The sequence below is a fragment of the Pseudomonas sp. NBRC 111143 genome, assembly GCF_001320965.1.
In the GTDB taxonomy this organism is placed as follows: Bacteria; Pseudomonadota; Gammaproteobacteria; order Pseudomonadales; family Pseudomonadaceae; genus Aquipseudomonas; species Aquipseudomonas machongensis.
Genome location: NZ_BCBT01000001.1, coordinates 12,054 through 30,127, shown reverse-complemented (window position 1 = coordinate 30,127; position 18,074 = coordinate 12,054). Strand labels below are relative to the sequence as shown.

At 63.4% G+C, this 18,074-nt stretch carries 15 protein-coding genes; 2 read left to right on the top strand and 13 right to left on the bottom strand.

Annotated elements, in window-relative coordinates:
* The first annotated feature begins 1 nt into the window (after window position 1).
* Window positions 2-2,008 (top strand): MacB family efflux pump subunit, encoded by a 2,007-nt coding sequence (locus APH44_RS00125; protein WP_054890655.1) that lies wholly within the window; start codon window positions 2-4, stop codon window positions 2,006-2,008.
* Window positions 2,009-2,066: 58 nt separating this feature from the next.
* On the opposite strand, the gene APH44_RS00120 is transcribed toward APH44_RS00125, so the two are convergent.
* From APH44_RS00120 to APH44_RS00110, 3 genes are all read right to left on the bottom strand, one after another.
* The gene (locus APH44_RS00120; protein ID WP_054890654.1) at window positions 2,067-3,368 is read right to left on the bottom strand and encodes a hypothetical protein; all 1,302 of its coding nucleotides are present in this window, start codon (window positions 3,366-3,368) and stop codon (window positions 2,067-2,069) included.
* Between the two features lie 88 nt (window positions 3,369-3,456).
* The gene (locus tag APH44_RS00115; protein WP_054890653.1) at window positions 3,457-4,788 is read right to left on the bottom strand and encodes a hypothetical protein; all 1,332 of its coding nucleotides are present in this window, start codon (window positions 4,786-4,788) and stop codon (window positions 3,457-3,459) included.
* Window positions 4,789-4,920: 132 nt separating this feature from the next.
* On the bottom strand, window positions 4,921-5,580 hold the full coding sequence (locus APH44_RS00110; protein WP_054890652.1) for a LuxR family transcriptional regulator: 660 nt from the start codon (window positions 5,578-5,580) through the stop codon (window positions 4,921-4,923).
* 206 nt (window positions 5,581-5,786) lie between these two features.
* Between APH44_RS00110 and hisN the strand changes: the two genes are divergently transcribed.
* Entirely contained in the window at window positions 5,787-6,578 is a 792-nt protein-coding gene (hisN, locus tag APH44_RS00105; RefSeq protein WP_054890651.1) for a histidinol-phosphatase, read from the top strand.
* A 3-nt stretch (window positions 6,579-6,581) separates the two neighbouring features.
* Here the strand turns inward: hisN and APH44_RS00100 are convergent, their stop codons facing one another.
* From APH44_RS00100 to APH44_RS00055, 10 genes are all read right to left on the bottom strand, one after another.
* Window positions 6,582-6,857 carry a peptidylprolyl isomerase gene (locus APH44_RS00100; RefSeq protein WP_054890650.1) on the bottom strand — a complete coding sequence of 92 codons (276 nt, stop codon included), beginning with the start codon at window positions 6,855-6,857 and terminating at the stop codon, window positions 6,582-6,584.
* A 34-nt stretch (window positions 6,858-6,891) separates the two neighbouring features.
* Window positions 6,892-8,850, bottom strand: coding sequence for an acetoacetate--CoA ligase (locus APH44_RS00095; protein WP_054890649.1), 1,959 nt, complete (start codon window positions 8,848-8,850; stop codon window positions 6,892-6,894).
* A gap of 92 nt (window positions 8,851-8,942) precedes the next feature.
* Window positions 8,943-9,713, bottom strand: coding sequence for a 3-hydroxybutyrate dehydrogenase (gene hbdH, locus APH44_RS00090; RefSeq protein WP_054890648.1), 771 nt, complete (start codon window positions 9,711-9,713; stop codon window positions 8,943-8,945).
* 66 nt (window positions 9,714-9,779) lie between these two features.
* Complete coding sequence (locus tag APH44_RS00085; protein WP_054890647.1) at window positions 9,780-10,796, bottom strand: ABC transporter permease; 1,017 nt, start codon at window positions 10,794-10,796, stop codon at window positions 9,780-9,782.
* Window positions 10,796-11,854: a microcin C ABC transporter permease YejB gene (locus APH44_RS00080; RefSeq protein WP_054890646.1), complete on the bottom strand. Its 1,059-nt coding sequence runs from the start codon at window positions 11,852-11,854 to the stop codon at window positions 10,796-10,798. The genes APH44_RS00085 and APH44_RS00080 overlap by 1 nt, the downstream gene beginning before the upstream one ends.
* Window positions 11,851-13,767: an extracellular solute-binding protein gene (locus tag APH44_RS00075; RefSeq protein WP_082420863.1), complete on the bottom strand. Its 1,917-nt coding sequence runs from the start codon at window positions 13,765-13,767 to the stop codon at window positions 11,851-11,853. Before APH44_RS00075 ends, APH44_RS00080 begins: the two co-directional genes overlap by 4 nt.
* Before the next feature lie 46 nt (window positions 13,768-13,813).
* Window positions 13,814-14,095, bottom strand: coding sequence for a peptidylprolyl isomerase (locus tag APH44_RS00070; protein WP_054890645.1), 282 nt, complete (start codon window positions 14,093-14,095; stop codon window positions 13,814-13,816).
* Between the two features lie 79 nt (window positions 14,096-14,174).
* Window positions 14,175-15,236, bottom strand: coding sequence for a 3-deoxy-7-phosphoheptulonate synthase (locus APH44_RS00065; RefSeq protein WP_054890644.1), 1,062 nt, complete (start codon window positions 15,234-15,236; stop codon window positions 14,175-14,177).
* A gap of 564 nt (window positions 15,237-15,800) precedes the next feature.
* Entirely contained in the window at window positions 15,801-16,952 is a 1,152-nt protein-coding gene (locus tag APH44_RS00060) for an acyl-CoA dehydrogenase family protein (RefSeq protein WP_054890643.1), read from the bottom strand.
* 17 nt (window positions 16,953-16,969) lie between these two features.
* Window positions 16,970-18,040: an enoyl-CoA hydratase/isomerase family protein gene (locus tag APH44_RS00055; RefSeq protein WP_054890642.1), complete on the bottom strand. Its 1,071-nt coding sequence runs from the start codon at window positions 18,038-18,040 to the stop codon at window positions 16,970-16,972.
* Window positions 18,041-18,074 lie beyond the last annotated feature (34 nt).

Here is an 18,074-nt window from a genome sequence, read left to right as displayed (position 1 = left end):
CATGAACATGAACGTCGAACTGGCCTCGCAGCGCACCACCGCCGTCGAAGCCGGCCAGCCGCTGCTGCGCCTGGAGGGCGTGAGCCGCAGTTTCATGGCGGGAGACCGCGAGTTTCTTGCCCTGCGCCATATCGATCTGGAAATCAACGCGGGCGAGCTGGTGGCGATCATTGGTGCGTCAGGTTCGGGCAAGTCGACGCTGATGAACATCCTCGGCTGCCTGGACCATGCCAGCGCCGGCTCCTATCAGGTGGGCGGCCAGGAAACCCGCGACATGGACGATGAGGCGCTGGCAGCGCTGCGCCGTGACCACTTCGGCTTCATCTTCCAGCGTTATCACCTGCTGCCGCACCTGGACGCCCTGCGCAATGTCGAGATCCCGGCGGTCTATGCGGGCACGCCCCAGGCCCAGCGCCACGAGCGGGCCCAGGAACTGCTCAAGCGCCTTGGCCTGGCCGGGCACCTGACGCATCGCCCCAGCCAACTGTCGGGCGGCCAGCAGCAGCGGGTGAGTATCTGCCGGGCCTTGATGAACGGCGGCGAGGTGATCCTCGCGGACGAGCCTACCGGCGCCCTCGACACGGCCAGCGGCAAGGAAGTGATGGCCATCCTGCTGGAGCTGCACGCTGCCGGGCACACCGTGATCCTGGTGACCCACGACCCCAAGGTCGCAACCCATGCCGAGCGCATCATCGAAGTCAGCGACGGGCAGATCGTCAGTGATCAGCGCAACACGCGGCAGACTGCGCCCGATGCGGCCATCCCCGAGCCGCAACGCAAGGCCCGTCCGCCTCGGCGACTGGTGGCCAGCCTGGGGTTGTTCCGTGAAGCGTTCAACATGGCCTGGATCGCGTTGATCTCGCACCGAATGCGCACGTTGCTGACCATGCTCGGCATCGTCATCGGCATCACCTCGGTGGTGTCGATCTCGGCAATCGGCGAGGGCGCCAAAGGCTATGTGCTCAAGGATATTCAGGCGATCGGCAGCAACACCATCGACATCTATTCGGGCAGCAACTTCGGTGACAGCAGGGCCAAGGCCATCGAGACCCTGGTGCTGGCCGACGTCACTGCGCTCAACCAACTGTATTACGTCGACAGTGCAACGCCGGTAATCGGCCGCAGCATGCTGGTGCGCTACCGCAACCTGGACCTGGACGTACAGCTCAATGGCGTCAGCGAACGCTACTTCCAGGTACGCAACATCAACCTGGCAGCCGGCATCGCCTTCAGCGAAAGCGATGCCCGGCGCCAGGCACAAGTGGTGGTGATCGACCACAACACGCGCTTGCGGCTGTTCGGCGAGGGGGTAGACCCGCTCGGGCAGGTGATCCTGATCGGCAATCTGCCGTGCACGGTGATCGGCGTGACCACCGAGAACAAGAACCTGTTCGCTGCCAGCAACGCGCTGAACGTCTGGGTGCCCTACGAAACCGCTGCCGGGCGCCTGCTGGGGCAGCGCCACCTGGACAGCATCAGCGTGCGGATCAAGGACGGCATGCCAAGCAAACGGGTGGAGGAGGAGGTCAACACCTTGATGCTGCAGCGCCATGGCACCAAGGACTTCTTCACCAACAACCTCGACAGCATCATGCAGACGGTGCAGAAGACCAGTCGTTCGCTGACCCTGCTGCTGTCGTTGATCGCGGTAATTTCATTGGTGGTGGGGGGTATCGGGGTGATGAACATCATGCTGGTGTCGGTCACCGAACGTACCCGTGAGATCGGCATCCGCATGGCCGTCGGTGCCCGGCAGTCGGACATTCGCCAGCAGTTCCTGGTGGAGGCGGTGATGGTCTGCCTGTTTGGCGGGCTGGTGGGGATCGCGTTGTCGTATGGGATTGGTTACCTGTTCACACTGTTCGTCAAACAGTGGGAGATGGTGTTCTCGCCGGCCTCGATTGCCACCGCGTTCGCCTGTTCGACGTTGATCGGCATCGTGTTCGGCTTCGTGCCCGCACGAAACGCCGCACGACTGGACCCGATCGAAGCCTTGGCGCGGGATTGAACTGAACGGCAGTCGCTGACGCACGGGGTGTGAGTCAGCGACGCGTTCAATGGAGGACTTAATCGAGGACTTTGAACATTAGAGGCAATTGGGTCGAAAAATCTTTGCCTGCGCCACGGATCTCATTACCGTTCAAAAACATGTGTTTGAATTGCACCACATTATAATGTACGAACCTGCCGGCGTCGCCAAACGACAGGTCCGCGTTGCCCGCCCAGTTGAAGCGATAGATCATAACGGCAAAGGGCGTAGGGGACGAATTGAAGTTCATACTACTGGTGAAGCCGACGAGAATACGGTTCGTCGCATCGACGGCGATATGTGGTGAGGTAATAATCACCGAGTCTGTTACCACCTCGCTTTTACGCTGGAATGTACTGTCAGGTTGTCCTGACAAGAGGTAGGCATCCAACGTCAATAGCGGCGCAGCTTGTATTGCCGGCTCTACGGAGGCGATCAGGATTCGGTCTTGATGCACGTACATGCAACTATTGTCATAATCAAGATCCGGCATTTCAACGTAGCCCGAATCGTTGAATGTCTTGTCGAGCATCCCGGTGTCGGTAAACTTCGTCAGGAAGGCTTGTTGTTCTATGTAGGCCAACATGATGAATCCACCTTCCTTGAGGAAATGGACATCCACCGGCTCCCATGTCGTGCCCCCAAGGGGCTGCAGCGGGTAAATCGACAGCAACTCCCCTGTGTCTGGAGCAAATCTGGAAATCCAGCTTTTGAACGGTGGATCTTCAAATTCGTGATAGCTGCTGGAGACTGACCACAGAGCGCCATTGATGAGTTGGGCCTCTCCACTGTTCACGTTGTAGGCTCGCGTTGCTGGTGTCTCGGCATGGTCGGCGGCGAACGCTTCACGCTTGGGCGTCGCGCGGCGATTGGCGCTGTTCTTGCCCAAGTCTGCAGGTGTAATTGTCGCAATGCCATTTTCGCCAAACCCTGGCTGCGGTTGTAGATCCGTCAGGAAACAACCGACGGCTGAAGTGTGGATGATGGGATCTTCTACATTTTCGGATGGCCAACGTACGCCCGGCAAGTAACAGGCTACCCGGTCAAGCTGGCTGTATTTGAGTCGGAAGAAATAGTGGGTGTTCGGCTGGATTTTATCGGGCAAGATGACCTGTTTCCGATGGATCAGTTCGCCGCCGTGATCAAAGCTGACCAGGTAGTTCTCTCCCTCGTCGTATGTCCGGATAACATGCACGCTCCCGCCATCTTGCAGGCCCGCAGAGTCGATGATTTCAAAACCGCGATCCTCATCGAATGGACGCAACTCTACGAGGCCCCCAACTCCGAAATCCGGGTCCAGTTTCCCTGCGTTATCACCGGTATTAGCTGTCGCTTTCATGAGACTTACTCTCGTGGGTTGGTAAGCGGTAGGAACTATTCACGGTACTGGCAAGAGTCTGCGGTACGCAGGGTGCTGCAGAAGCCGGTCAGTCGTGCAGCTTGAGCACCCTTTCCAGGAAGTAGGGGCCGCTGGTAGGGAACAGCGTCAGGATGTGTATGCCGTGCCCACTGGCAAACACCTTGTTCGCCGTTCTGAAGTCAGGGCCGCCGTCAAAGAGGCCCCGGTTGCCGAAGGCGCTGTCGAACTCTCCGGACCGTGTCAGGCGATACACATGCAAACGGCCGACGTTGATGGCGGTCAGCAGGGCGCCACCGAGCAAAATGCGATCCTGATCATCGATGTGAAGCTCGCCCAGCGCCAGGCCATGGCTGTCGCTGCCGAGCGTCAAAGGTTGGCCGCGATTGAAGGTCGTGTCGTTCGTACCGGACTCGGTCAGTACGAACACAGTCGTGGGTTGTAGGAGTTGGAATTCCACACCCCGGGAAACAGCGATCCGACCGTTCCTTGCGAACATGCCGAGGCGCATGCTTCCTTCAAAGGCGAACAGTTCCCGCTGGCCCTGGTCATCATTGAAGCGTTCATCGGCGATGGCGTGCCGGTCGTAACGCCTCACGATGACTCGCTGGCTGGCGTTTTCTGCCAGCACCAGGAAACTCCCGTCGGCGAAGAAGTGCGCACGCAAGACCCGCAACGAAAAACCGGCTTTGTCGGTCAGTGGCAACATGCAGAGATCACGCGCCTCGCCGAGCTCAGGTGCCAGCTCGCCAGTCACGGGGTTGAAGACCGCCAACCAGCTTTCAGTGCGCTCGTCGTTCCCGTCGCCGAGGGTGTAGGGGAAGATGGCTCGCAACAAGCCGTTCGCGAATACCAGTGGGCGCTCCTCGGACGACAGAAGCGCTTTGGTCGAGTGCTTCACCCGATGCTTTCTGGTGTCGCCTACGTCACCCTTCTGCCAACCTTTGCCCGGGTCTGGTAAAGCATGACCGTTATCGCCAAAGGACGTTACCGGTTGGAAGCTTTCATCAAAACGGCTGATACCGACGAAGTTCAGATACCGTTCGAAGTCGGCATCGAAATAGGTGGGCACGCCAACGGCGAAATAGGTCTGCTGGCCATTGATCGTGGCGCCGACAAGCCCTTTGAAGTCCAGTGCCTCATCGGGCAGATTCGCAGCGTCTACGACCACATGGCCGGTGCTTTCGTCCCACTGGCCATCGGCGTTGAGCCGGGTGAGCAATCCTGGGCTGGAGTCTGCGGGGTTACGGCCGAATACCACCAGCCGCCCCCTGGCGTCGAGGGTCGATGGCCCGACTTGGAGAGAGGCCACGTCCGAGTCATAGGGATGCTGGGGCGGAATATTGGCCACCCCTTGCGTGCCATAGCCGTGGTCAGGCGTGCCGGAAGACTGCACGGACATGGTGGTGAGCTCCATCGTGTCAGGATGGCGTCGAAACTAGCGCAGTCGATGTGCTGCTCCAACTGGCAAAAATGATAGGTCGGTACTGCGCCACATCGACTGCGGGAGTTGAATGCCCCGGTAGCTGGGCGCTCAGGGGTGTATCGAGGAATGGGCGCCATACATCCAGCGCATCAACGAATGCCGCCCGCTGATCCCCAACTTGATCGCCGCGCGACGCAGGTAGCTTTCCACCGTATTGACCTTCAACTGCAGCAGTTCGGCCTGCTGCGGTGCGGTGTGACCGGCCAGGAGGCCCAGGCATACCTGCATTTCCCGTTCTGACAGGGCAAGACCCGTCTGGCTCAGGCGCTCGCGGAAACGCTCCTGCAGGGTATCGATTGTCGGGCGCTCACTGATGCTGGACTGCAACGCATCCAGGTGCTTTTGCAGCATGGGCAGCAACAGCGGCGAGATGTCCTGCAGGCAGTCGCGCTCGCGCGGCGAGAAACTTGCGCGATCAGCGCGCAGGATGTGCAGTTCGTAGTGATAATCGGCAGTGCGGCGCACCAGATGCAGACGGGCCGGGTCCAGAAGCTCGTCGCAGGCGGGTTCTCTGGCGCTGAACACGGTTTCACTGAGCAGGGTGGTGCTGCCGTGCAAACCGGGGGAGGCCAGGCGCACCTGGCGGATATGCGTGGCATCGATGCTCAGGTGGGTCTGGATCAGGTCATGCAGCAGGCGCGGGAATTGGCGGCTGCCGGTGCTGGCAATGACTTTGCCGATCTGCGGAAAGAGCAGGTGCGAATTCATCGTATCGTCCATGAGTAGCGGTCATCCGAAAGTCGCGATATGGCTTTTGGCCAGTATTTGGACGCGACTGCTTGCTATCCTAGTACAACGATTCAGCTACCGTCTGATGAAATGGTTATAACCCCATGCCCGAAAGTGAGGTGCCTGTGCGCCTGCGACGCCGTGCTGGGGTATCATGGCCGCCTTTTCCCTACGAGGCCGGTTCCATGTCCCTGAACGCTGAGCAGATCGCAGAGTTTCGTGCTTTTGCCGAGCAACTGGCCGACGCCGCTGCGCTGGCGATCCAGCCGTATTTTCGCGCGAGCCTGGAGGTCGAGGACAAGGGCGGGCGCCTCTACGATCCGGTGACCGTGGCGGACAAAGCCGCCGAAGACGCCATGCGTGCGTTGATCCAGGCGCGATATCCGACGCATGGCATCCTGGGCGAGGAGCAGGGCGTGGCACAGGGCAGCAGCCCGCTGACCTGGGTGCTGGACCCGATCGATGGCACCCGGGCCTTCATCACCGGCCTGCCGCTGTGGGGCACGCTGATTGCCCTGAACGATGGCCAGCAGCCAGTGGTGGGGGTGATGAACCAACCCTTTACCGGCGAGCGTTTCGTCGGTACGCCCGAGGGCGCCTGGCGTAGCGGTGCGCCGCTGAAGACCCGTGCCTGCGGGTCGCTCGAGACCGCCACGCTGATGTGCACCACACCGGACATGTTCGACACCCCGGCGCGCAAGGCGGCCTTCGAGCACGTGGCCGGGCGGGCGCGGCTGATGCGTTATGGCGGCGACTGCTACGCCTATTGCATGCTGGCGTCGGGATTTGTCGATGTGATCGTCGAGGCGAGCCTTCAGCCCTACGACGTGCAGGCACTGATGCCGATCATCGAAGGGGCGGGCGGTGTGATCACCGCGTGGGATGGCAGCTCGGCACAGAACGGTGGCTGCATCGTGGCCTGCGGCGACCCAGCGCTTCATGCCCAGGTGGTGGAGATGTTGCGCGCAGCGATGTAACGCTCAGTCGCGGTAGAACACCTGCACCAGGTGATAACCGAACTTGGTCTTGATCGGCCCATGCACCACGCGCAGGGCCTTCTTGAAGATCACCTGGTCGATGGCCCCGACCAACTGGCCAGGACGCACCTCGCCCAGGTCACCACCGCGCTTGCCTGACGGGCAGGTCGAGAACTTCTTCGCCAGCACGTCGAACGCCTCGCCCTTGGCCAGGCGTTGCTTGAGTTGTTCGGCCTCATCGGCGGTCTTGACCAGGATATGGCGCGCTTGTGCTTTCATGTGACACCTGTGCTTCGGGCAAAAAAGGGCGCCATTATGCCTGATCGCGCAGCTCGGCGCGGTCACGGAAATGCGCCAGCGCCTCGGGGTTGGCCAGGGCATCGGTGTTCTTCACCGCCAGTCCGTGCACCACGTTGCGCACCGCCAGCTCCACCACTTTGCCGCTGACGGTGCGTGGGATGTCTGGCACCTGGGCAATCACCGCTGGCACATGACGCGGCGTGGTGTATTGGCGGATCACCTGGCGGATGCGCTGACACAGGGCGTCGTCCAGTTGCAGGCCCTCGCGCAGACGCACGAACAGCACCACACGCACGTCGCCTTGCCAGTCCTGGCCGATGGCGATGCTCTCGACCACCTCTTCGACCTTCTCCACCTGGCGATAGATCTCTGCCGTACCGATGCGCACGCCGCCAGGGTTGAGCACCGCGTCGGAGCGTCCGTGGATCACCAGCCCGCCGCTGGCGGTCTCTTCGGCGTAGTCACCCTGTGCCCAGACGCCGGGGAACAGGCTGAAGTAAGCCTCGTGGTAGCGGCTGCCGTCGGTGTCACCCCAGAACCCCAACGGCATCGACGGGAAGTGGCGGGTGCAGACCAGCTCACCTTTCTCGCCCACCACCGCCTCGCGTCGTTCGTTCCACACCTGCACGGCCATGCCCAGGCCCCGGCATTGCATTTCCCCGCGCCGTATTGGCAGGGTCGGGTTACCCAGCACGAAGCATGAGACGATGTCGGTACCGCCGGACATCGACACCAGGCGCACATCGCGCTTGATCTGGTGGTAGACGTAGTCGTAGCTGTGCGGCGACAGCGGCGAACCGGTCGACAACAACAGGCGCAGGCTGTCGAGGCGGTGGCTGCGCATCGGCACCAGGCCTTGCTGTTCCAGGGTGGCCAGGTACTTGGCGCTGGTGCCGAATACCTGGATGCCTTCGGCGTCGATCAGGTCGAGCAGGCGTTCGGGGCCGGGGTGCAGCGGCGAGCCGTCGTACAGCACCAGGGTGGCACCGACCGCCAGGCCGCTGGCCAACCAGTTCCACATCATCCAGCCACAGGTGGTGTAGTAGAACATCACGTCGTCGGCCTTCAGATCGTTGTGCAGGCCGTGTTCCTTCAGATGCTGCAGCAGTACGCCTCCTGCACCGTGGACGATGCACTTGGGTACGCCGGTGGTGCCGCTGGAGTAGAGGATGTATAGCGGGTGGTCGAAAGGCAGGGCGGTGAACTCAGGTTCGCCGCCGGCCTGATAGACGTCCTGCCAGAGGCTGACCTTGGGGCCGACGAACTCATCGGTGCGCGTCTGCTCGCGGGTGTAGGGCACGACCAGCAGGTGCTCCAGCGCCGGCAACTGGGCGCAGACCTGGTTGATCTTCTCCACCTGGTCGATCACCTTGCCGGCATAGTGATAACCGGCACAGGCGATCAGCAGTTTGGGCGCGATCTGGCCAAAACGATCGATGATGCCGTGCAGCCCGAACTCGGGGGAGGCGTTGGACCAGACCGCCCCCAGGCTGGCGCTGGCAAGCATGGCCACCAGCGTTTGCCAGGTGTTGGGCATGATCGCGGCGATACGATCGCCTGGCTGGATGCCGAGGGCCTTGAAGGCGCGTTGCAGGCCGGCGACCTCGGCGGCCAGTTGACGGTGGCTGAGTACCTCGCGTGTGCCGTCCTCACGCACGGCGATCAGCGCCGGATGCGTGTCGCGCCGGCGCAACAGGTGTTCTGCATAGTTGAGCGTGCCACCTGCGAACCAGCGCGCGTCCGGCATCTGCGCGCCTTCGCTGAGCACCTGCGAGGGCAGACTGTGCCAGCGCACTTCGAAGAACGCGCAGAGGCTCTGCCAGAACGCTTCGCGCTGCTCGATGCTCCAGCGGTGCAGGTCTGCGTAGTTGGCGAGCTGCAGCCCAAGGTCCTGGTTCACCTGGCGGCGGAAGTGGTCCATTCGGCTGGCCTCGACCTGCGCGTGGCTGGGGCGCCACAGTACGTCGCTCATGCGAACCTCCTCGGTCGGTGGGGCATCGACACGGCCTGCCAGGCGCCGTCTTGAAGGTACATTCAAGACGGTCCCTGATTGAACTCTAGACCTTACTGCGCCAACCAGCCGCCATCCACGTTCCAGGCGGCGCCACGCACCTGGCTGCCGGCCTCGCTGCACAGGAACAGCGCCAGCTCGCCCAGGTGCTCGGGGGTGACGAAGGCCAGCGAGGGCTGTTTTTCGGCCAGCAGGTCATGCTGGGCCTGCCGAGGGTCGCCGCCTGCCGCTGCGCGGTCGTCGATCTGCTTCTGCACCAGCGGGGTCAGCACCCAGCCGGGGCAGATGGCATTGCAGGTCACGTTGCTGGTCGCGGTTTCCAGCGCCACCACCTTGGTCAAGCCGATCACTCCGTGTTTTGCCGCCACGTAGGCGGCCTTGCCGGTGGAACCCACCAGGCCGTGCACCGAGGCAATGTTGATGATCCGCCCCCAGCCGCGTTCGCGCATGCCCGGCAGGGCCAGGCGGGTGCCGTGGAACACGGCCGAGAGGTTCAAGGCGATGATCTTGTCCCAGCTCTGCACCGGGAAGGCTTCCACCGGCGCGACGTGCTGGATGCCGGCGTTGTTGACGAGGATGTCGACGCCGCCGAACTCGCGCTCAGCCAGGGCGAACAGGGCCTCGATCTGCGTCACCTCGGACAGGTCGGCCGGATGGTGGGCGACCTTCACGCCGTGGCGGGCAATCTCGGCGAGCGCCGGTTGTGGATCGCCGAAACCGTTGAGCAGGATGTTGGCACCTGCCCGGGCCAGTACCTGGGCGATGCCCAGGCCGATACCGCTGGTGGATCCTGTGATGAGTGCCGTCTTGCCGTCTAGAGTCATGTGCCGCTCCTTACACGATGCCGATAGCGTTGAAACGATCAGTGTGTCTTTCAGTCGAGGGCCGAATCAGCGCCGCGGATCGAACGCCTCCCGCAGCGCATCGCCGATGAATACCAGCAGCGACAGGATCACTGCCAGCGCAAAGAATGCGGTGAAGCCCAGCCAGGGGGCTTGCAGGTGCTGCTTGCCCTGGGTGACCAGCTCACCCAGCGAGGCGGTGCCGGCCGGCATGCCGAAGCCGAGGAAATCCAGTGCTGTCAGGGTGGTGATGGCACCGGTCAGCATGAACGGAATGTAGGTCAGTGTGGCGTTCATGGCATTGGGAAGGATATGCCGCAGCATCACCTGGGTGTCAGGCAGGCCCAGTGCACGGGCGGCCTTGACGTACTCCAGGTTCCGCCCGCGCAGGAACTCGGCGCGCACTACGTCGACCAGGGTCAGCCAGGAGAACAGCGCCATGATCCCCAGCAACCACCAGAAATTCGGTTCGACGAAGCCGGACAGGATGATCAGCAGATACAGCACCGGCAACCCCGACCAAACCTCCAGCAGGCGCTGGCCGAGCAGGTCGACCCAGCCGCCGTGGTAGCCCTGCAGCGCGCCGGCGGCGACGCCGATCAGCACGCTGACCAGGGTCAGGGCGAAGGCGAACAGCAAGGAAATACGTGCGCCATACAGCACCCGCGCGAGCACGTCGCGGCCCTGATCGTCGGTGCCCAGCCAATTGCTCGCGCTGGGCGGGCTGGGGGTGGGCACCTGCAGGTCGTAGTTGGGCGTGTCGGCACTGAAGGGGATGGGGGCGAAGAGCATCCAGCCGCCCTGGCCTTCGATCAATTGGCGCACATACGCGCTGCGGTAGTCGGGCTGGAAGGGCAGCTCACCGCCGAACTGCTGCTCGGTGTAGCGCTTGAGTGCGGGGGTGTACAGCTCGCCCTTGTACGAAAGCAGCAGCGGCTTGTCGTTGGCCACCAGCTCTGCACCCAGGCTCAGCAGCAGGAGGGCGGCGAACAGCCACAGCGAAACCCAGCCCAGGCGGTTATGGCGAAAACGCTGCAGACGGCGCCGGGCGACAGGCGAGAGCATCAGTGCGCCCTCGTGTCGAAGTCGATGCGCGGGTCGAGCAAGGTGTACGACAGGTCGCCGACCAGGCGAATCAGCAAGCCTGCCAGGGTGAAGATGAAGAGGGTGCCGAACACCACCGGGTAGTCCCGCGAGACGGCCGCCTCGTAGCTCATGCGTCCGAGGCCGTCGAGCGAGAAGATCACTTCGATCAGCAACGAACCAGCGAAGAACACCGTGATCAACGCCTGCGGCACCCCGGCCACCACCAGCAGCATGGCATTGCGCAGCACATGGCCGTAGAGCACCCGGCGTTGGCTCAAGCCCTTGGCCCGGGCGGTGACCACATACTGGCGCGAGATCTCATCGAGGAAGGCGTTCTTGGTCAGCAGTGTGAGGGTGGCGAACCCACCGATCACCAAGGCCCCGACCGGCAGCACCAGGTGCCAGAAGTAATCGGCGACCTTGCCCAGCAGGCTCAGTTGGTCGAAGTCTTCCGAAACCAGCCCGCGCACCGGGAACCAGTTCAACGACGTGCCGCCGGCGAACAGTACGATCAGCAGCAGGGCGAAGAGGAACGAGGGCAGTGCGTAGCCAACCACGATCAGCGCGCTGCTCCAGGCATCGAAACGGCTGCCGTGGCGCACAGCCTTGCGGATGCCCAACGGGATCGAGACCAGGTAGGTGATCAGCGTCGCCCAGAAGCCCAGCGAGAGGGTGACGGGCAACTTGTCGAGAATCAGGTCGGTGACCTTGGCGCCACGGAAGAAACTCTGGCCAAAATCGAGCCGGGCATACTGGCCGAGCATCAGCCACAGGCGCTCCGGGGCGCTCTTGTCGAAGCCGTACTGGCGCTTGATCTCCTCGATCAGCTTGGGGTCCAGCCCACGACTGGCGCGAGACTCGCCCTGCATCACCTCGACCCGCGCGCCGGGGGCACCGCCGCCAATGCCTTGCAGGCGTGCCACGGCCTGCTCCACAGGACCGCCGGGAGCCGCCTGGACGATGGCGAAGTTCACCAGCAGGATCGCCAGCAGGGTCGGAATGATCAGCAGCAGGCGCCGCAGGATATAGGCGGTCATGGCGCAACCTTCGTACGTTCAGCCATCTGCTGATTGGTCAGCGCCGTGGGGCTGAGCTCCCACCAGGTATCCAGGCCTTCGTCGTAGGCGGCCTGCACCTTGGGCAGGCCGAAGCGGTTCCACCAGACGGTCGAGCTGCCGGGCGGATAATAGTTTGGAATCCAGTAGTAGTTCCACTGCAGCACCCGGTCCAGGGCGTGGGCATGGCGCAGCATGTCGGCCTGGGTCGAGGCGCGTACCAGGCCATCGAGCAGGTGGTCGACCGCCGGGTCCTTGAGCACCATGAGGTTGTTCGAACCAGGGTCGTGGGCGGCGGCGGAGCCAAAGTAGTTGTATTGCTCCGAGCCGGGTGACAGCGTCACCGGGTAGCCGGTCACGACCATGTCGTAGTCGCGCGCCATCAGCCGGTTGATGTATTGCGCCGAGTCGACGTTGCGGATATTCAGCTCGATACCGATTTGCGCCAGGTTGCGCTTCCAGGGCAAGAGCAGGCGCTCGAGGCCCGATTGCCCGTTGAGGAAGGTGAAGCTCAGCGCTGTGCCATCGGCGTTTACCAGGCGATCGCCTTCGGGGCGCCAGCCCGCAGCCTGGAGCAGCTCGAGTGCCTGCAACTGCTGTTTGCGGACGATGCCCGTGCCATCGGTCACCGGTGCCGTGAACACTTGGCTGAAGACCTCGTCGGGGATCTGGCCGCGTAGCGGTTCGAGCAGTTTGAGTTCCTCGGCGTCGGGCAGCTCGCGTGCTGCGAGCGGGGTGTTGGAGTACAGGCTTTGCTGGCGGATGTACAGGTTGCGCATCATCTGCCGGTTGCTCCACTCGAAGTCCCAGAGCATGGCCAGCGCCTGGCGTACACGGCGGTCGCGAAACACCGGCTTGTCGAGGTTGAATACGAACCCCTGGGCGTTCTGTGGCTTGGCAGGGCCCAGATGGGCGCGCTGCAGGCGGCCATCGTCGAGCTGGGCGCCGTTGTAGCCCAGGGTGTAGGCGGTGGCGGAGAACTCGCGGTTGTAATCGTAGCCGCCGCCCTTGAGGACCTGGCGGGCCACCTCGGTGTCGCCGAAGTACTCGACGCGCAAGCGCTGGAAGTTGTAGCGCCCGCGGTTGACCGGCAGGTCCCTGGCCCACCAGTCGGCGTCACGCTCGAAGGTGATGCTGCGGCCGTTGTCGATCCGGCTGATGCGGTAGGGGCCACTGCCTACCGGTTTCTCGAACCCGGCGCCATTGGCAAAGTCGCGTGCCTGCCAGTCGTGTTCCGGCAGTACCGGCAGGCTTGCCAGGTCCAGCGGTAGGGTGCGGCCATGGGGTTGCTTGAAGTCGAAGCGAACGCTGCGCGGGCCTTCAACGGTGACCCCGGCAACCTCGGCGAACTGCGTGCGGTATTTGAGGCTGCCCTTGCTCATCAGCAGCTCGAAGGTGAAACGCACATCCTCGGCGCGCACTGGTGTGCCGTCGGCAAAGGTGGCACGCGGGTCGATTTCGAAACGCAACCAGGCGTCCTCCGGACCGCGTTCCATCCGTTGGGCGATCAAGCCATAGACCGTGTACGGCTCATCGAACGAGCGGACTGCCAGCGGTGCATACAGCCAGCCATCGACCTCGCTGACGCCGGTGCCCTTGTCGATATACGGCAGGATATGGTCGAACTGGCCAATCTCGATGGCCGAGCGCCGCAAGCTGCCGCCCTTGGGGGCGTGCGGGTCGACGTAGTCGAAGTGCGAGAAGTTGGCGGGGTAGCGCGGCGCTTCACCGTAGACGGTGAGGGCGTGGGAGGGCGCGGCCTGGGTAGTCAATGCCAGGCATGACAGCAAGCATCCGACCAACAGACGGCTCAGCCCCCGGCAGGAGCGGGCTTGCCCCGCGATCGGCAGCTGCGAGACGCAGGAGGTGACGGTACTGGCCCTGTCGCGGGACAAGCCCGCTCCTACAAGGGCGCTGCAGGGGCGGGCGAACAAGACCGAATCAGTCCTGGCGGCTGGTCACTTCCAGCAGGTGGTAGCCGAACTGAGTCTTGACCGGGCCCTGCACGGTGTTGACTGGCGCGCTGAACACCACGGTGTCGAATTCCTTGACCATCTGGCCTGGGCCGAAGGAGCCCAGGTCACCGCCCTGGCGGCTGGACGGGCAGGTGGAGTTGGCCTTGGCGATTTCGCCGAAGTCGGCACCGGCTTCGATCTGAGCCTTGAGTTCGTTGCACTTCTCTTCGCTGCTGACGAGGATGTGGCGGGCGGTGGCACGTGCCATGGGAACTGCTCCTTGATGTGAAACGGCAAGCCTAGCGCAATTGGCTGCGAAATGTCTCGCAAGGCTTGCCGTAAGCCTCCTACAACTGATCTGCCGCCCGGCGCAGCAAGGCGTCGGTCGAATCCCAGCCCAGGCAGCCATCGGTGATCGACACGCCGTATTTCAACGCGCCCTTGCCCAGCGCCTGGCAGCCGTCGAACAGGTGCCCCTCGAGCATCACGCCGACGATCGAGGTGTCACCGGCCAGGCGCTGGCTCAGCACATCCTCGAATACCGCGGGCTGACGCGCCGGATCCTTGCCGCTGTTGGCGTGGCTGCAATCGACCATGATCCGCGCCGCAAGCCCGGCCTTGGCCAGCCCCTGGCGGGCCAGGGCGATGCTGTCGGCATCGTAGTTCGGGCCCTTGTGGCCGCCGCGCAGCACCAGGTGGGTATCCGGGTTGCCGAAGGTCTCGATGATCGCCGGGTAGCCTTGCGCATCCATGCCGAAGTGGCGGTGCGGCGCCGCGGCGCTGCGCATGGCGTCGGTAGCGATGGCAACCCCACCGTCGGTGCCGTTCTTGAAGCCGACCGGCAGTTCCAGGCCGCTGACCATCTCGCGGTGAATCTGTGATTCAGTCGTACGCGCACCGATGGCCGCCCAGCTCAGCAGGTCATCGAAATAGCCCGCGGCCATCGGTTGGAGCAGTTCGGTGGCGATCGGCAAGCCGCGTTCGAGCATGCCCAGCATCAGGCCTCGGGACAGGGCGATACCGGCATGCATGTCGTCGCTGCCGTCCAGGTGCGGGTCGTAGGCCAGGCCTTTCCAGCCGACGGTGGTGCGCGGTTTTTCCACGTAGGCCCGCATCACCAGCAGCAGCTTGTCATCGACTTCGCGGCTCAGGGCCGCCAGGCGGTCGGCGTATTCCAGGGCCGAGCGTGGGTCGTGGATCGAGCAGGGGCCGACGATCACCAGCAGCCGTGGGTCGCGGCCTTCGAGAATGGCGCGCACGGCCTGGCGATGGGCGTTTACTTGCTGGGCGAGTTCGCTGGAAAGCGGCATCTGCTGCTTGAGCAGGTGGGGGCTGGGCAGGCGCTGGCTGACAGAGGCGTTGGCAGCGGCAGGTTGGGTCAGGGGCAGAGCGAGATTCGAAGCTTGCATGGCGTTGTTTCCCTGGGCGGACGGCGGGTGCTTCCCGCGCGGTCGGCCCTATCGAGGTGTTCGACAGGTATTCGGATGATTACTGTGTGCAGCGTCGCCACCAGTGATGGACCGTACGGAGGCGGCAGGCTGGCCCGAACGGGATTGGCTAAATCGCCAGGCGTAGGTGTCTGCGTAGGGGTAGCTGGTGTAGTTCATGAATCTGTCCTCGGAACGAATGAATGTTTTTCAGGGCCTGGAAACGCAAAACCCCCGGTCGGGGAGCCGACCGGGGGTTTGAGGATTCTCATGTTCGGCGGCCCCTCGAAGGTGGGCGCCGTGTGGGTATCGGCGCCTAGTGGCTAAACCAATACCCAAAATAGAAGCAGGCGACGGTACGACCGGCAACGGCCAGCACAGGGCGCGAGGTGCGACCGGTGGTGTTGGCGTGATTGCAGGTATGTTTCGACATGTTGCTCTCCAGTGAGTGGGGTCGAGCTTACTGCACCTGCAACGCTGTGTTCAATGGATAAATGCTATCGCGATGATAATCCGGGGCAGCGACGCGGCCCCGGCGGGATGCGATCACAGCGGGTAGTGCTTGAGTTCTCGCGCAATCAGCATCCGCTGAATCTCGCTCGAGCCCTCGTAGATCTGCGTGATGCGCGCATCGCGGTAGTACTTCTCCACCGGATAGTCCTCAAGATACCCATAGCCGCCATGCACCTGGATGGCCATGGAGCACACCCGTTCGGCCATTTCCGAGGCGAACAGCTTGGCCTGCGAGGCTTCCGACAGGCATGGCTTGCCGGCCGTGCGCAGGCGCGCGGCGTGGAGGATCAGCAGGCGTGCGGCGTTGACCTGCACCTGCATGTCGGCCAGCAGGTTGGCGATGCTTTGGTGCTCGTTGATCGGTTTGCCGAACTGGATACGCTCGCGCGAATAGGTCAGCGCGGCCTCGAACGCGGCACGGGCAATGCCCAGGGCCTGGGCGGCGATGCCGATGCGTCCGCCTTCGAGGTTGGACAGGGCAATGGCCAGGCCCTTGCCGCGCTCACCCAGCAGATTGGCGGCCGGGATGCGGCAGTTGTCGAGGGTGACTGCGCAGGTGTCAGAGGCGCGGATGCCCATCTTGTGTTCGCTGCGATCGACCTTGAAGCCTGGGTTGTCGGTCTCTACCAGAAACGCCGACAGGCCCTTCTTGCCCAGCTCCGGATCGGTGACGGCAAAGACGATGGCCAGCCCCGCACGGCGGGCGTTGCTGACGAACTGCTTGGCGCCGCTGATGACCCAGTGGCCGTCCACCATCTCGGCGCGTGTGCGCAGGTTATGGGCTTCGGAGCCGGCCTGCGGCTCGGTCAGGCAGAAGCAGCCAATCACTTCGCCACTGGCCAGGCGCGGCAGCCACTGCTGCTGTTGCTCAGCGCTGCCATAAGCCAGCAGAGGGCCGCAGCCGACCGAGTTGTGGATGCTCATCATCGCACCGGTCGCGCCGTCGCCAGCCGAGATTTCTTCTACCGCCAGGGCATAGGCGACGTAGTCGGTGTAGCTGCCGCCGAAGGTGTCGGGCACGACCATGCCCAGCAGGCCCAGCTCGCCCATGGCGCGGACCACGTCATCGTCGATCCAGCCAGCCTTCTCCCAGGCCTGGGCATGGGGCGCGATCTCGCCACGGGCAAAGTCCCGGGCCATGTCGCGGATCATGATCTGTTCTTCGCTCAGTTCCAGGTCTTGCATGCTGTGTACTCCCGGGCTCACAGGCCTTCGAAGAATTGATCGACCCGCTGGCGCGACAGCGCGGCGAGTGTGGGCGGGTTCCAGCGGGGCTGCTTGTCCTTGTCGACGATCAGCGCACGCACGCCCTCGATGATGTCGCCATGGGCGAACCACTGGCGGTCCAGGTGCAGTTCCATGGCGAAGCATTCTTCCAGGCTCAGGCGGCGACCGCGACGCAACATCTCCAGGGTAACCGCCATCGCCAGCGGTGAGCGGGTTTCCAGCTGATCGGCGGTGGCCAGTGCCCAGGGGCGGCTGTCGCCGATGCTCACGGCGCGCAGTTGCTCGATGATGCTGGTCAGGTCGGGCAGGGCGAAGAAGTGATCGATGGCCGGGCGGAGTTTGGCCAGGGGCGCGTCTTCCAATATCTGCGAGCCAAGTTTGGCGAGCAGACCTTGCAGATCCTTGAGTGGCTGGTCGCCGAAGTTCAGATGGTCCAGGCCTTCGTCCAGCGCGGCCAGCTTTGCGCTGTCCACATACCAGTCCGCCAGCCCGCAGTACAACGCATCGGCGGCCTGGATCTGCGCGCCGCTGACACCCAGGTAGATCCCTAGCTCGCCAGGGATGCGCGAAAGGAAGTAGCTGCCGCCGACATCGGGGAAATAGCCGATACCGACTTCGGGCATCCCTAGACGACTGCGTTCAGTGACGATGCGCAGGTCCGCGCCCTGGGCCAGGCCCATGCCGCCACCGAGTGTGAAGCCGTCCATCAGTACCAGGATGGGTTTGCGGTAATGATGGATGCACAGGTCGAGGGCATATTCCTCGACGAAGAAGCGTTCATGCAGGTCGCTGCCGGACTTGAAGCTGTCGTGCAGCGAGCGGATGTCGCCCCCAGCGCAGAAGCCCTTGGGGCCTTCGCCGCGCAGTACAACGGCCTTGACTTGCGGATCCTGCGCCCAGGCGTCGAGGTGATGTTGCAGGCTGCGCACCATGTCGAGGGTCAGGGCGTTGAGGCCGGAGGGACGGTTGAGTGTCAGGTGGCCGATGTGATTGCGGGTGTCGGCCAGAACATGATCCGTGGCCGTTGGTTGAGCGTGCGCGGTCATCGCGGTCTCCCTGCTTTGTTATTGATTTTCCAAG